The organism is Aliirhizobium smilacinae, from assembly GCF_006335145.1.
Lineage (GTDB): Bacteria > Pseudomonadota > Alphaproteobacteria > Rhizobiales > Rhizobiaceae > Neorhizobium > Neorhizobium smilacinae.
This window is the reverse complement of sequence record NZ_VDMN01000001.1, coordinates 219,624-234,620: the sequence shown is the minus strand read 5'-3', so window position 1 is coordinate 234,620 and position 14,997 is coordinate 219,624. Positions and strand designations below refer to the sequence as shown.

Below are 14,997 nucleotides of genomic sequence, written 5' to 3'. Positions count from 1 at the left end.
CATGACCGACGAATTCGACAGATTGCGCAACAGTCCGCCGGCTCCCGCGCCATCGGAAGCAGCGCGCGCCCGTGCGCTTGCCGCCGCCATGCAGGCTTTCGATACGGATGAAAAAAACGCGACACATACCCAAGGAAAAACCTGGTGGCACCGTCAAAGCTCCATCCTCAACCGGATCTGGAGCAACAACATGATTACCCGGCATCACTATCTTGCAGGCTCGGCACTTGCCGCGCTTCTGCTCGTCCCATCCGCCGCCTATCTCACCTTCGAACTGAAGCGTGGCAGTCTACCGGTGGCGACCGAGATCTCAGTTCCACCTCCAGCAGAGGCGCCGATGCAGCAGGCGCAAAAGGGAGATGTCGGACCACAGGTCGAACGGCAAAGTGATTTCAATGCAGGTGAAACCGCGAGATTGCTGAACAAGGAGCAGGCATCCGGCGGAGCTGCAAAACGATCGACGCTGCAATTGGCCAAGCCATCGCCAGCCCCCATGGTCGAGCCCGTATCTCCATCGCCTGCGGCGCCTATGGCTTCTCGAGCCGCCCCTCAGGCGGACATGCGTTATGGCAACACTGCAACCTTTGATGCCGTTCCGCCGAAGCAGGAACAGGGCCGCGATCGTTTCGCCAATGCCGACCCCAATCCCGTCAGAAGCGTCGTCACCGATCCGGTATCGACCCTCTCCGTCGATGTCGATACGGCATCCTACTCCGTTGTCCGTCGCGCATTGATGCAGGGGCGGCTTCCCGATCCCGACAGCATTCGCGTCGAGGAAATGGTCAACTATTTCCCTTACGACTGGCCACGTCCGCAATCGGCGGACACACCGTTCCGCACCACCGTTACCGTCACGCCGACGCCCTGGAATGCCGGTACACAGCTGATGAGCGTCGCGATCAAGGGTTATGATATGGCGCCATCCGCGGCCCCACCCGCCAATCTGGTCTTCCTGATCGATGTCTCCGGTTCGATGAATGCACCCGACAAGCTGCCGCTTCTGAAAGGCGCTTTCCGCCTTCTGGTCGGCAAGCTGAGGCCGGAAGACAAGGTATCGATCGTCACCTATGCCGGTTCTGCCGGCACCGTGCTCGAGCCTACGTCTGCCAGCGAGCGTGAGAAAATCCTGAACGCCATCGATACGCTGCAGCCGGGTGGCTCGACCGCCGGCGCACAGGGGATCGAGGCAGCCTATAGTCTGGCGCGCCGGGCTTTCATCAGTCGGGGCGTCAACCGCGTCATGCTGGCGACGGACGGCGATTTTAATATAGGCGCATCGAGCGACGAGGATCTCAAGCGCCTGATCGAAGACCGCCGCCGAGATGGTATCTATCTTTCAGTACTCGGTTTCGGCCAGGGCAATCTCAACGACAGCCTGATGCAGACCCTCACCCAGAACGGCAACGGTACGGCCACCTATATCGACACGCTTGCCGAAGCCCAAAAGGCGCTGGTGGAGGAGGCGGGCTCGACACTTTTCCCGATCGCCAAGGACGTGAAAATCCAGGTCGAGTTCAATCCGCAAAAGATCGCCGAATACCGGCTGATCGGTTACGAGACTCGCGCCCTGAAGCGCGAGGATTTCAACAACGATCGCGTCGATGCCGGCGATATCGGCTCCGGACATTCGGTGACGGCGATCTACGAAGTGACGCCGAAGGGCAGCGAGGCGGTGCTCAATGATCCGCTGCGGTATTCCACGCCGCAATCGGAGCCCGTGCCGGCACCGGCTTCCGATGAACTCGCCTTCGTCAAGATTCGCTACAAGCAACCGGATGGTGACACGAGCAAACTGATCACCACGGCGGTGACGCCGGAAAATGCAGTGGGCGATTTCGGTGCCGCTCCGCAGGATGTCCGTTTTGCAACGGCCGTTGCCGCCTTTGGCCAGAAGCTGCGCGGCACACGAGCGCTCGACGCCTATTCTTATGGCTCGATCCTCGATATCGCCCGCAAGGCGCGCGGCGAAGACCCGTTCGGTTATCGATCGGTATTCATGGATCTGGTCCGGCTTGCCGAGACGCTAAAGCGCTAGAAGGAGAGCATTCTTCAGACCGGTGCCTTCGGATAGGCCCGCTCCAGGCCTCCGGAGTGGGTCAGGCCCTGCCTGAAGGCTTGATAGGCGGGATGCTGGCTGGATTTTGCCGCTTCCGCCAGATGGATCTGCAGCCGGTCCGGCGCTGTATTGCCAAGCCACTCGCCGCATTTCTGCAGTTTCAGCGTATTGAGGAAACGCCCTTCGGATGCCTGATCGAGATAGAGGTGAACCCCGGCCAGGATCAGGTCGTCCTGCGCCGGATTTTCCATCAGCAGCTTCAGCCAGCTCTGCTTGTCGTCCGAAAGGCTGGTCAGCCCTTCGGCGACAGTTTCGCGACTTCCGATTGGCGATACACTGGTCATGCTCTTGTCCCCGTTGCCTTCAGCCCCGGCGACGACGGCGCTCCCGGCCGGAATCGCCACCGGATTCACTCGCGGTCTTATTGCGGAGCGGACCGATCTTGTCGACGATTTCCTCGATCGTCGGGCGAGGGCGCGGTGTATAATCGTCGAGCGCGACGCGCATGGCGGCCAGATGTTCGCACGACGTGCCGCAGCACCCGCCGATGATTTTTGCGCCGGCGTCACGGGCAAGCCGGGCATATTCCGCCATCAGCGGCGGCGTGCCGGAATAATAGATCTCCGAGCCACGGAATTCCGGAATGCCGCAATTGCCTTTGACGATGGTGATCGCGTCCGGCGCCGCCTCGGTCATGTCAAGCAGAGAGGAGAGGATGTCGGATGCGCCGACGCCGCAATTGGCGCCAACCGCCTCCGGCCCGGAACCGATGTCACCGGCAACGCTATGAATATCCTTGGGATTGAGCCCCATCATCGTCTTGCCGGCCGTGTCGAAGGATCCGGTATAGGTGTAGGGCAGGCCGACCTTGGTTGCGGCCTCGGCGGCCGCACGGATCTCGTCCACCGCCGACATGGTCTCGATCCAGGCGACATCGACGCCGCCGGCCTTCAAGCCTTCCATCTGCTCGACAAAGGCCTCGACGGCATTTTCATAGGACAGCGCCCCGAGCGGGATGAGCAACTCTCCGGTGGGACCGACCGAACCCGCGACGATCACCTTGCGGCCGGCGCTATCCGCCACCGCCTTGGCGATCTCGGCCGCGCGCTTGTTGAGATCGAATACCCTATCCTGCGCGTGATGCAGCTTCAGGCGATGGCGCGTGCCGCCGAATGTGTTTGTCAGAATGATGTCGGCGCCCGCATCGACGAAATCCTGATGCAGCTTGGTGATCCGCTCCGGATGCGCCTCATTCCACAGTTCCGGCGCCTCACCGGCCTCGAGCCCCGCTGCAAACAGGTTGGTACCCGTTGCACCGTCGGCCAGAAGGACGCCTTTTTCAGCAAGCAGATCGGTCAATGGATTGGTCGTCGGCATGGCGTCCTCCTGAAAATCGAAATTCGGATATAAAGCTTCCTTTATATGCTTTCAACTGACAGGCAATGTGCCGGCTGCGACGCCTGCACTTCTGTTTCCGTCCTTATTCGGCTGCCATCTTCGAGGTTTCGGAACCGGCCGGCGTCACCATCGCCGCAATCATCGTCTGCAGGTCGAGCGTACCGATCGGCGTGCCGGCGTCGTCGGTTATCGTCGCTTTGGTCTGACCGTTCTCCGTCATCGTTTTGGCCGCGGATTCGAGCGTGGTCGTCGCTCCGATGCGTACTCCTTCCGCTTGTCCGTCGAACGGCTTCATCACCGTTTTTGCCTGGATTACACGGCTGCGGTTTACTTCCTTGACGAAGGCGGTGATGTAGTCATCGGCCGGTGACAGGACGATCTCCTGACCGGTTCCCTGCTGCACTACCTGGCCGTCACGCAGAATCGCGATCTTGTCTCCGAGCCTCAATGCCTCGTCGAGGTCATGGGTGATGAAGACCACGGTCTTTTTCAGTTCCGCCTGAAGGTCGAGAAGTACGGATTGCATATCGACGCGGATCAACGGGTCGAGAGCCGAATAGGCTTCATCCATCAGCAGGATATCGGCGTCATTGGTCAGTGCACGGGCAAGTCCGACGCGTTGCTGCATGCCGCCCGAAAGCTGGTTCGGATAGTGGTTCTCGAAACCGGAAAGACCGACACGCTCGATCCAGTATTTTGCCTTTTTTGTGCTTTCCGAGCGCGAGATGCCCTGTATGTCCAGGCCATAGACGGTGTTCTCGATCACCGTGCGATGCGGCAGCAATGCGAATTTCTGGAATACCATCGCCGTCTTGTGGCGGCGGAATTCGCGCAACGCACGCTCGTTCATGCCGCAGATGTTGACGCCGTCGTAGATCAGTTCGCCATAGGTCGGCTCGATCAGCCGGTTGATATGGCGGATCAGCGTCGATTTTCCGGATCCCGACAGCCCCATCACGACGGTGATGCCACCGGCCGGCATGGAAATGTTGATATCCTTCAGGCCAAGCACATGGCCATATCGCTCGTTGAGTTCCGCCTTCGAAAGGCCGTTCTTGACCGCCTCGACATGATCGCGCCCGCGAGGGCCGAAGATCTTGTAGAGGCCTTTGATCTCGATGCCGTGACTAGCCATGGACTACCTCCGAATGACGCTGAAGTCGCTTGCCGAAGGCCTGGCTGGTCCGATCGAAGATGATGGCGATCGCCACAAGCGCAAAACCGTTGAGGAAGCCGAAGGTGAAGAACTGGTTGTTGATCGCCTGCAGCGTGTTGCGTCCGAGCCCTCCGACCCCGACCATAGATGCGACGACCACCATGGCGAGCGACATCATGATCGTTTGGTTGATGCCGGCCATGATCGTCGGCAGCGCCAGAGGCATCTGCACGTTCCAGAGTTTCTGGCCGGGCGAGGAGCCAAAGGCGTCGGCCGCTTCCAGCACTTCCTTGTCGACGAGCCGTATGCCGAGATTGGTAAGGCGGATCATCGGTGGCACGGCATAGATGACGACGGCGATCAGGCCCGGCACCTTGCCGATCCCGAAGATCACCACGACCGGGATAAGATAGACGAAGCTCGGCATAGTCTGCATCACGTCGAGGATCGGGTTGATCACACCCTGGATTCTGTCCGAACGGGCCATAAGGATGCCGATCGGAAGCCCGATGATGATTGCGATCAGGGTCGAAACGGTGACGATCGCCAGCGTCGTCATCGTGTCTTCCCAAAGGCCTACCACGCCGATGAGGACCATGCCGATCGCCGTGCCGATGGTGATGCGTATGCTGCGGCTGCCGAAATAGACGACCAGCAGCATCACGATCAGAACCACCGTCCAGGGCGATGTGGTAAACAGCCGCTCCAGATAGTTCAGGAACAATTGCAGAGGGCGCACGACGATATCGATGATACTGCCGTATTCACGCACGATACCCTTGAAGCCCTCGTCGATGACCTGACGCGCCTGGCGGATATAGCTGTCGCTGATGGCCGGGAACCGACAGAGGGCTCGCGGCAGGTACTCGCAGATCGCCATGTTTTTCCCCTTCTTCTGCCAAGAACATTTTCGCCTTTCTTCGAAACGCGAAACCGCTCTATCTCGTTGTTTCAGCCCAATTCCAGACGCAAAGCGTGTGTCCAGTTTTGCGGAAATTGCTCCGGGCTTCTATAGTCTGCGTGGGCTCCGCGAACCAGCATGGCTTTCCGGTCGCGATGGCTTATACCCAGATAGGCAATATTGCTGGACGGCGTTTGATGCCGCGCATCTCGCCGCGACATGCCGCAGGTCTCAGCGACGTCGCGAGGGTAAGGGGCAGCGAGATTCGCCACCCCTTGTTAGGCTCAAAGCGATGCCTTGATCTTTTCGGCAACGTCGGGCGCGACCCACTTGGTCCAGATGTCCGGCTGGTTTTCAAGGAAATGCTTGGCGGCATCGGCATTGGTGCCCTGGTTGTCGGTCTGCCATGCGAGGATGCCGTTGACGGTCGCGTTGGTCCACTTGCGGGCCTTGATATAATCCATCGCAACGCCTGCCTTGTCGGCGAACTGCTTTGTCACGACGGTGAAGGCCTGGGAGGTCGGATAGGAATTGACCTTCGGATCGGCGCAATCAGGAATGGCGGTGCAGGCGTCCCAGTTTGCCTTGTCATGCGGCACGTCGAAGGACAGTTTCACCATCTCGTATTTGCCGAGAATGGCTGTTGGTGCCCAGTAATATCCCAGCCAGCCGGTCTTTTTCTCGAATGCACTGGCGATCGATCCGTCGAGGCCGGCGGCGGAGCCGGTGTCGACCAGATCGAAACCCTTCTCCTTGGCGCCGAGCGCCTTGTAGAGATTGGCGGTCGAAACCTGGCAGTTCCAGCCAGACGGGCAGTTTGTCACGGCAGCCTTGGACGGATCTTCCGGAGCGGGGAAGAGTTCAGGATGTGCCAGCGCCTGCTGCACGGTCTTGATGTCCGGATGTGCGTCCGCCAGGAATTTCGGGATCCACCAGCCTTCGACTGCGCCATCTGCGAGGATTTCGGCGGCTTCGATCAGCCGGCCTTCCTTGACCGCCGCATCGAGCGGCGTGCGGACGGCATTGACCCAGAATTCCGGCGCCATGTCCGGTTGGCCTTTTTCATTCATCGAGGTGAACGTGGGCATCGTGTCGCCGGTGACGAGCTCGACGGTACAGCCGTAACCTTCTTCGAGAATGATCTTATCGACATTCGCAGCGACGCCGGCCGAAGCCCAGTTCATTTCCGCAATGGAGACCGAACCACATTCCGCGTAGGCTGACCCGGCGAATGCATAGAGACCGGCTGCAAAGACGGTGGAAGCGAGGAGTTTTTGCATCGTTAAGACCTCCCAGTCTTAGTGTTGACAATCGATACGTGGAGCCGGTGCTACCGAAATCCGTTGGCGAAAATCCACTTTTTGGGAGAGCCGCAAGGGCTCCGTCCGATGTGTGGTCGCTGTTCCCCATGCGTCTTTTCGTCATCTGGGCAACCGCCACAGAGTGCGCGCATTTCCGTGTCAGCACCGTCAACGTACGGCTTCCATCAAATAAATCAACAGTAGCTGTGAGTAGCGCTTATCCGACACTCAAGCGTAACTCTTTGGAAGATCGTGATTTGTGCTGTGCGCAAGGGCTAAAAACGATCAAATGCCGTCTATATGCGCTGTTTGACTTTCGCCCTCATGGGGCGATCACAATGGACGACAAAGTCACGCCCGAGATTTGACGTTTTGTAGTCGATTAGCGTCGCGGAAAAGTTTTGGAATAAATCGTATTGTGACGAAAAAAATACGCGAAGGGCGAATATTACGCGTTTCGCGTGCGTGCCAATAACCATCCGGTAAGGAAGTCGCGCTAAATATCTGGGCGCGGACGAATGCACCGCCAGTGGCACCGGATTTTGTAGAGCGTACCGGTTGCCCCTTTATTCGCCTCAGGCGTTTTCCGGGATAAAAGATTTGGTCATGGTGCTGTTGTCGCTTTTTGCGATAGATGTGCTTCGCGCAAGTACACGATCAGTAGGCTCTGATCTTCGAGCACCCTCATGTAAACGGGGTGAAATTCCGGCCTGGAATCCTCAGCCGGAATTCGACGTTCTGATGAACCCGAATATCGACATACGTCGCGCATTGTCCGACGGACGGGAGTTCCTGAAAGCCTTGGGAGCCTCGGAATTCCAGGCGATCTGAACGCCGTTGCTGTTCTTGAACACGTAAAGCATTTGGGTGTTTCCTCGGTGGCCGCGATTTGATCGCGAAGCCTTATATTTTGATAATCCAATACGCCTGCAAAAGTCGTCGCGCCACTCTGTAAATCGTCACGTGATGTCGCAAAAAGGATAGTGCGTCCAAATGCGCAGTCCGCCGGTCGTCAGTCCCTATTCCGCCCGGCCTGTTGACTTCATCGCGCACATGGCTGACCATGAAATGGTAATGCGAATCCAGACAAACCCGAACACGGACCGGACGCCTCCGACATCTACGAATCGTCCGGTTTCGTCTGGCTTTCACGCGACCTTCTCCCGATGATCCTATCCGGTAAAACTGCTCTTGTGCTTGGCGGCGCTCGCTCGGGAAAATCGTCCTTCTCCGAACGTCTGGCCCAGGCGACCGGGCTTGAACGGCACTATGTCGCAACCGGACGGGCCTATGACGACGAGATGCGTGAGCGCATTACACGCCATCAGGACGATCGGGGGCCATCCTGGGTGACCCACGAAGAGCCCGTCGAACTGACCCGCACCCTTGGCGCGATAGATGCACCCGGCCGTGTCGTGCTTGTCGATTGCCTGACGCTTTGGGTCACCAACCTGATGATGCAGGGTGAAGACATTCCGGCGCGCTCCGCCCAGCTCGCCGCGCAGCTTTCCACTTTTGAAGCCAGGATCATCTTCGTTTCGAACGAGGTCGGTCTTGGGATCGTGCCCGAAAACAAGATGGCGCGCGAGTTCCGCGATCATGCCGGACGTTTGCATCAGCAGGTTGCGGCAGTAGTCGACGAGGTGTTTTTCGTCGCCGCCGGACTGCCGCTTCGGATGAAGGGGTAAACGGTGATGCTGTTACCAGCCCAGCCAGAGCCGGGCAGGGTGGTTGGGATCGGCAAGCAGTTTCGTTGCCAGCACGAGGCATGACAGTACCAGCAGCGGTTTTATGATCTTGGCGCCCTTTTTCATCGCCAGCCCCGATCCGATCTGCGCGCCGATGAACTGGCCGACACCCATTAGCAGCCCGACCTTCCAGAGGATCGATCCGCTCAGCGCAAAAACCACGAACGAGCCGAAATTCGAGCCGAAGTTGATGAGCTTCGTGTGAGCCGTCGCCTTCAGCATGCCGAAACCGGCAAGCAGAACGAAACCCAGCATGTAGAAGGAGCCGGCACCCGGCCCGAACAGCCCGTCATAGATCCCGACAAGCGGTACGACGGTCAGGCCGAAAACGAACGGTGTTATCCGCCTGCGACCATCCACGTCCGAGAGGCTGGGCTTGAACGCGAAGAACAGGGCGATCGCAATCAGCAGAAACGGGATCGTGGCCGCCAGCGCCGACGCCGGCACGACCGAGGCGAGAACCGCCCCGGCCGCTCCGCCCACCACCGCCATGAGTGCCATGGGCAACTGGCTGTGTAGGTTGATATGGCCCTTGCGCGCATAGGCAATCGTTGCGGAAGCCGCGCCAAACTGCCCCTGGAGCTTGTTGGTGGCGATCGCTTCGAGTGGTGGTATGCCCGCGATCAACAGAACCGGGATGGTGATCAGTCCGCCGCCGCCGGCGATCGAATCGACAAACCCGGCAAAACAGGCAGCAAGAAACAGGATCAACAGCAGTTCGAAGGCGATATCAGGCACGGGGGAATGCACTCAGTCTGGAGAATTTCAGGCGGGAGCCGCCTTGTGGCACCGAACCCGGTCACGGGCAAGGCCTGCCGAAAGCACAGTCGCTGAAGGATGTTTTGGCGGGATTGCACCTCGTCCGAATGCCGTTATGGTGCGCGGCCTCGCATTCGATATTAAGACTGGATAAGCCCGCATGCTCAAAGTGATATTCGACACCGATCCTGGCGTAGACGATGCCATGGCACTCCTTTATCTCCACCGACATCCGGGCATCGATCTGATTGGCGTCACGACCGTATTCGGCAATGCGCCGATCGAGATCACCACCCGAAACGCACAGTTCCTTCATCAGAAATGGAAAATCGAGGCGCCGATCGCCAAAGGCGCAGGCAAGGCTTACGACGATGGCCGTGATGCCGCGCATTTCGCCCCGGTCGTCCATGGCGAGGACGGGCTCGGCAATATCGGCGTGCCGCTGGATATCGACCATCCTTTGGACGAGCGCTCGGCTGCACAGTTCATCATCGACACCGTGAAAGCCGATCCGGGCAATGTGACGCTCGTCGCTGTCGGCCGCATGACCAATCTGGCGCTGGCGCTGAAAGCCGATCCGGAAATTGCCGCGCTGGTCAAGGAAGTGGTGATTATGGGCGGCGCCTTCGACGTCAACGGCAATGTGACGCCGGCGGCAGAGGCCAATATCCATGGCGATCCGGAAGCCGCGGATGTCGTCTTCACGGCGCCCTGGAAGGTCACGATCATCGGCCTCGACGTGACCCTGAAGACCACCATGTCGGCGGATTATCTGGCAAAAATGGTCGAGGCCGGACCCGCCGAACTCAAGCTCCTGTCGGATCTTTCGCAATATTACATCGATTTCTATCGCCAGCGCGTCGGTCTCGACGGCATGGCACTGCACGACAGCTGCGCCTGCGTCTATCTCACCGAGCCGCATCTCTTCGAGGTCACGACCGGTCCGGTCCGGGTCGTCTGTGGCGGCCTTGCGGACGGAAAGACCATTCAGGCTCCCGACCATGGTCGCAAATACATCGGCAGCGCCTGGGATGGCGTGCCGAGCCAGATCGTCTGCAACGGTATCCAGCCGGAAGCGGTCCTTGAAGCCATCCGTGCCGTTCTCGTGGAAGGACGCGCGCCTTAACGATCGGTGCAGTCGTGGCGCGGGCGGTCAGGAAACGACCAGCGGGGGCGATCAGTCGCCGCCCGCGGTTACGGCCAGCTTGTCGAGATCCGGCACGTAGACCTGCCGGTTGTTCTCGATGTGAATGAGGCCATCCTTGCGCAGCTTGGTCATCTGCCGGCTGACGGTTTCAATAGTCAGGCCGAGAAAATCGGCAATGTCGGCGCGCGATAGCGGCAGCTCGAATGCGCAGTCGCCCAGACGGTCGGGATCGGCATGGGCGGCCACCAGCACCAGCAGGCTGGCGACCTTCTCGCGTGCGGATTTGCGCCCGAGCGTCAGCATCCAGTCGCGCGCCTCGTCCAGCTCTGTCAGCGCCTGATTATGCAGACGGCTGCCGAGTTCCGACGATTCGGAGATCATCCGCTCGAGGATCTTGCGCGGCAGCACGCATAGCTCTGTGTCGGTAGCGGCTTCAGCGGCCATCAGGCTCTCGCCGTGGAATGGGCGTCCCATGAAATCGGGGGCAAATTGCAGGCCGACGATCTGCTGGCGACCATCCGCCATGATCTTTGATAGCTTCACGACGCCCTTCAGGATATTCGAATAGGAATGAACCTGCTGGCCCTGACCGATAAGCTCGGTGCCGGCTTCTACTGCCTTGCGCTGGGAATGCTTGTTCAGTTCGGTCAGTTGATGCGGAGTGAGGGTGGAACAGACGCCGTTATGGCGCGCGTCGCAGCCACGACAAACCAACGGCACTTCGTGAATGTCCAAGATTTTCAGCTGCGCATCCATTCCCATTCCCCCACACCGGCGCACCCGGTGCGAAAATCGGAATTGATTTTCGGCATCTGGATGCACTGCCCAAAAGCAACAGCGTTATCGGTGCGCCAGAAGTGACGCGCGGCGCTGCAGGCGGCGATTAATGGTCCGAACTTGGTTCACTTGACGTTCTCATGCTTGATTCAAGTCAAAGTCGCTAAAATATTCCGCAGGTAGCTCTTGAAGCACATGAGAAAAGGTGCGCCATGAGTGAAAGATTGCTTGCGAAATATTCAGGCTCGGTGCCGCGTTACACTAGCTATCCGACTGCGCCGCATTTTCACACTGGTGTAAATTGCGACATCTATTCGCAGTGGCTGTCCGAACTTGGGGCTGGAAACAGCCTTTCACTCTATTTGCACATCCCCTATTGCGACCGGCTCTGTTGGTTCTGTGCCTGCCACACGAAGCAGATTCTGCGCTACGAGCCGATCACCACTTATCTCGTCGCGTTGCGCCGGGAGATCGAAGCCGTCGGCAAACGTATCGGCAAAGGCGCAAGGGTCACGGCCATCCATTTCGGCGGCGGCTCCCCGACGATGCTGAAGCCGGAGGACATGGTCGATCTGATGGACTGTCTGAAGGCATCGTTCGATATTGCGGACGATGCCGAAATCAGCGTCGAGATGGACCCGAACGACCTGGATGAGCCGCGCTACGATGCGCTTGCCGCAATCGGTCTGACGCGGGCAAGCCTCGGCGTTCAGGATTTCGACCCGACGGTGCAGAAGGCGATCAACCGCATCCAGACCTTCGAGCAGACGAAATCGGTCGTCGATGCCGTGAGGGCGCGTGGCGTCGGATCAGTCAATTGCGACGTTCTCTACGGCCTGCCTTATCAGACGCTGGAAGGTGTCGGGCGCACGGTTTCGGATATTCTCTCGCTCTCGCCCGATCGTATCGCGCTTTTCGGATATGCCCATGTTCCGTGGATGAAGAAGCACCAGACGATGATTCCCGAAACGGCTTTGCCTGACGTAACTGAGCGTTTCCATCAGAGCACATTCGCCTCCCGCATGCTGCTGGACGCCGGTTACGAGCAGATCGGCATAGATCATTTTGCCAAGCCGACCGATTCGATGGCCATTGCTGCGCGCGCCGGGAGGCTGCGGCGCAATTTCCAAGGGTATACGACCGATAGTGCCGATGCGCTGATCGGGCTCGGCGCCTCGTCGATCAGCCAGCTTCCCAACGGTTACGTGCAGAACATGCCGGCGACCGGCGAATATCAGCGGATGGTGGAGGGGGACGGACTCGCTGCGGTGAGGGGGATAGAACTGTCGGAAGACGATCGCATGCGCGCTTATGTCATCGAGCGGCTGATGTGCGATTTCGGCTTCGATTTCATGCCTTTGCTGGCACGGTTTCCGGCGGGCGCACATGACCTGATCACCGAGGCCCGCGCATTTGCCAGGCAGAACCCGGATGATATCTGCCGGGTCGGTAATACCTCCTTCACCATCACGCCGGAAGGCAGGCCTTTTGCCCGAACGATCGCCGCAGTCTTCGATAGATACCTCGAAACCGGTGCGGGAAGGCACTCGATTGCGGTCTAGGCGGTCGCTGTTTCGGCAACAGTTTCGGTGCAAATTGACTGCGGGAAAAACGAAGCCATTGGCATTTGGAACCATTTTCCCTATGTGGGGCTCTGAATTACCTATTCTCAGAGGACATGGGCGTGACTGCTACATTCGACAAAGTTGCTGACATCATTGCTGAAACCAGCGAAATCGACCGGGAAACCATCACCCCGGAAAGCCACACGATCGACGATCTGGGCATCGACAGCCTCGATTTCCTCGACATCGTGTTCGCGATCGACAAGGAATTCGGCATCAAGATTCCGCTCGAGCAGTGGACCCAGGAAGTCAACGAGGGCAAGGTTTCGACGGAAGAGTATTTCGTCCTGAAAAACCTCTGCGCCAAGATTGACGAGCTGAAGGCAGCCAAAGGCTGATCTGCCATGCTGCTTGAATATTTCCAGATGATAGATCGGGTGGAAACGCTCGATCTCGACGGAAAGACATTGAAGGCGCGTTCGATTGTGCCGGCGACAAGCCCGGTCTTCGAGGGCCATTTCCCCGGCATGCCTCTCGTGCCGGGTGTCCTTCTTATTGAAACGATGGCGCAGGCGTCCGGCATGCTGGTTCTTGCCGTGACCGATTTTGCCGCCATGCCGTTCCTGATGTCCGTCGATGGCGCCAAGATGCGCGCGTTCGTCGAGCCGGAAGCCGTGCTCGACATCGAGGCGTTTCTGGAACACGAAGGCTCGGGTTATGCCGTCACCAAGGCGAAGATAACGTCTGGCGGCAAGAAGGTCTGTGATGCACAGCTGAAGCTGCGCACCATGCCGTTTTCCGAAATCCCGCTGGCGCCCATCGTGCGCAAGCGCGCGGAAGAGGTCGGTCTGGTCGCTGCGATGAAACTCCGCGGCTGAACCAGGTCGCGCAAACATGTCCGTCGGTTTTGCGACCACGACATGCGATTAGAATATTACCGCCTGAAGCCCGCGTCGCGGGTGAAGTCCGCAAAGAGGACAAAGATGAAGTCTGACAATGATGTTGTGATCACCGGTATCGGCATCGTGACGGGGCAGGGCGTCGGCAAGGAAGCGCATGTCGCGCTCCTGTCGCAGTCGGCCGCCGGCGCGCCGAAGGTTGAGACCGAGCGTTTCGCGCCCTATCCCGTTCATCCGCTGCCGGAAATCGACTGGTCTGCACAGATCGTCAAGCGTGACCAGCGGCAGATGGAAAACTGGCAGCGCCTCGGCGTTTTTTCGGCCGGTCTTGCGCTCGATGACGCTGGTCTCAAGCAAGATGCGGAAGCTTGCGCCTCGATGGATATGATCGTTGCTGCAGGCGGCGGCGAGCGCGACATCAAGGTCGATTCGCTGATCGTCGATGAAGCGCTGAAGCGCAACGACCGCGACATTCTCCTGAACGAGAAGCTGACCACCGAACTTCGGCCGACGCTCTTTCTCGCACAGCTGTCAAACCTGATGGCGGGCAATATCTCGATCGTCCACAAGGTCACCGGCTCGTCGCGCACCTTCATGGGCGAGGAAGCGGCCGGTATCTCTGCCGTCGAGACTGCCTATCACCGCATCAAGGCCGGCCAGTCCAGCCACAGCCTCGTCGGTGGTGCCTTCATTGCCGAGCGCGCTGACATCCTGCTCCTCGTCGAAGGCATCCGTGCCCATGCGACGGGCGACTGGCAGCCGCTATGGTCGCGCTCGCCGGATAATGGCGGCGGCATGATCACCGGTTCGGTCGGGGCATTCCTCGTTCTCGAATCCCGTGCCCGTGCCGAAGCCCGCGGTGCCCATATCTACGCTGTCGTTGACGCTGTCGAAGGCGATCGTGGCAACCGTGACGAAGGCAGGCTCGAAAAGCGCCTGTCGCGTCTCTCCGCTCCGGCCTCCGGCCTTAAGGGCGACGACACGGTCGTGTTCTCCGGCGCCAGCGGCCTTGTCGATCTGGCTGCACGCGAAAAGGCGGTGCTGGAAAAGGAATTCGACGGCGCGGCGATCCGTGGTTTCGGCGGTGCGACAGGGCATGCGATGGAAGCTCAGTTCCCGCTGGGTCTGGCGCTCGCGGCCCTTTCGCTCGACGGTGCGGCGCTTGTTCCCGCTTTCGACGCCGAACACGAAAAGCCGATGACCAAGCCCGCGAAACATGCGGTGGTGACCACGGTCGGTTACATACGCGGCGAGGGCGTTGCCGTCCTCTCGGCCAACGCCTGAAGGAGT

At 59.3% G+C, this 14,997-nt stretch carries 15 protein-coding genes; 7 read left to right on the top strand and 8 right to left on the bottom strand.

The window, feature by feature from the left end:
* Window position 1 precedes the first annotated feature (1 nt).
* The gene (locus FHP24_RS01055) at window positions 2-2,035 is read left to right on the top strand and encodes a VWA domain-containing protein (protein ID WP_139671664.1); all 2,034 of its coding nucleotides are present in this window, start codon (window positions 2-4) and stop codon (window positions 2,033-2,035) included.
* Window positions 2,036-2,049: 14 nt separating this feature from the next.
* Here FHP24_RS01055 and FHP24_RS01050 read toward each other — a convergent pair whose 3' ends face one another.
* The 6 genes from FHP24_RS01050 to FHP24_RS28590 form a co-directional block, all read right to left on the bottom strand.
* Window positions 2,050-2,400: a hypothetical protein gene (locus FHP24_RS01050; RefSeq protein ID WP_139671661.1), complete on the bottom strand. Its 351-nt coding sequence runs from the start codon at window positions 2,398-2,400 to the stop codon at window positions 2,050-2,052.
* A 19-nt stretch (window positions 2,401-2,419) separates the two neighbouring features.
* Entirely contained in the window at window positions 2,420-3,433 is a 1,014-nt protein-coding gene (gene bmt, locus FHP24_RS01045) for a betaine--homocysteine S-methyltransferase (RefSeq protein ID WP_139671657.1), read from the bottom strand.
* A 103-nt stretch (window positions 3,434-3,536) separates the two neighbouring features.
* Complete coding sequence (locus tag FHP24_RS01040; RefSeq protein ID WP_139671654.1) at window positions 3,537-4,589, bottom strand: quaternary amine ABC transporter ATP-binding protein; 1,053 nt, start codon at window positions 4,587-4,589, stop codon at window positions 3,537-3,539.
* Window positions 4,582-5,490: an ABC transporter permease gene (locus FHP24_RS01035; RefSeq protein ID WP_139671651.1), complete on the bottom strand. Its 909-nt coding sequence runs from the start codon at window positions 5,488-5,490 to the stop codon at window positions 4,582-4,584. Before FHP24_RS01035 ends, FHP24_RS01040 begins: the two co-directional genes overlap by 8 nt.
* A gap of 305 nt (window positions 5,491-5,795) precedes the next feature.
* On the bottom strand, window positions 5,796-6,791 hold the full coding sequence (locus FHP24_RS01030) for an ABC transporter substrate-binding protein (RefSeq protein ID WP_139671648.1): 996 nt from the start codon (window positions 6,789-6,791) through the stop codon (window positions 5,796-5,798).
* Window positions 6,792-7,531: 740 nt separating this feature from the next.
* Entirely contained in the window at window positions 7,532-7,675 is a 144-nt protein-coding gene (locus tag FHP24_RS28590; protein WP_180355846.1) for a hypothetical protein, read from the bottom strand.
* 303 nt (window positions 7,676-7,978) lie between these two features.
* Between FHP24_RS28590 and cobU the strand changes: the two genes are divergently transcribed.
* Window positions 7,979-8,500: a bifunctional adenosylcobinamide kinase/adenosylcobinamide-phosphate guanylyltransferase gene (gene cobU / locus FHP24_RS01025; RefSeq protein WP_139671645.1), complete on the top strand. Its 522-nt coding sequence runs from the start codon at window positions 7,979-7,981 to the stop codon at window positions 8,498-8,500.
* Between the two features lie 12 nt (window positions 8,501-8,512).
* Here the strand turns inward: cobU and FHP24_RS01020 are convergent, their stop codons facing one another.
* Window positions 8,513-9,298: a TSUP family transporter gene (locus FHP24_RS01020; protein WP_139671642.1), complete on the bottom strand. Its 786-nt coding sequence runs from the start codon at window positions 9,296-9,298 to the stop codon at window positions 8,513-8,515.
* A 181-nt stretch (window positions 9,299-9,479) separates the two neighbouring features.
* Between FHP24_RS01020 and FHP24_RS01015 the strand changes: the two genes are divergently transcribed.
* Entirely contained in the window at window positions 9,480-10,445 is a 966-nt protein-coding gene (locus FHP24_RS01015) for a nucleoside hydrolase (RefSeq protein WP_139671639.1), read from the top strand.
* Between the two features lie 51 nt (window positions 10,446-10,496).
* Here the strand turns inward: FHP24_RS01015 and FHP24_RS01010 are convergent, their stop codons facing one another.
* Entirely contained in the window at window positions 10,497-11,222 is a 726-nt protein-coding gene (locus FHP24_RS01010) for a Crp/Fnr family transcriptional regulator (RefSeq protein WP_139671636.1), read from the bottom strand.
* A gap of 233 nt (window positions 11,223-11,455) precedes the next feature.
* Here FHP24_RS01010 and hemN point away from each other — a divergent pair, with 233 nt between their 5' ends.
* The 4 genes from hemN to FHP24_RS00990 all read left to right on the top strand — a co-directional run bounded on the left by hemN (window position 11,456) and on the right by FHP24_RS00990 (window position 14,991).
* On the top strand, window positions 11,456-12,805 hold the full coding sequence (gene hemN, locus FHP24_RS01005) for an oxygen-independent coproporphyrinogen III oxidase (protein WP_139671632.1): 1,350 nt from the start codon (window positions 11,456-11,458) through the stop codon (window positions 12,803-12,805).
* A gap of 116 nt (window positions 12,806-12,921) precedes the next feature.
* A complete protein-coding gene (locus FHP24_RS01000; RefSeq protein WP_092662234.1) occupies window positions 12,922-13,206 on the top strand; it encodes an acyl carrier protein in 285 nt (94 codons plus the stop codon).
* A 6-nt stretch (window positions 13,207-13,212) separates the two neighbouring features.
* Window positions 13,213-13,686 (top strand): 3-hydroxyacyl-ACP dehydratase FabZ family protein, encoded by a 474-nt coding sequence (locus FHP24_RS00995; protein ID WP_139671629.1) that lies wholly within the window; start codon window positions 13,213-13,215, stop codon window positions 13,684-13,686.
* Window positions 13,687-13,791: 105 nt separating this feature from the next.
* Window positions 13,792-14,991: a beta-ketoacyl-ACP synthase gene (locus FHP24_RS00990; protein WP_139671626.1), complete on the top strand. Its 1,200-nt coding sequence runs from the start codon at window positions 13,792-13,794 to the stop codon at window positions 14,989-14,991.
* Window positions 14,992-14,997: the final 6 nt, after the last annotated feature.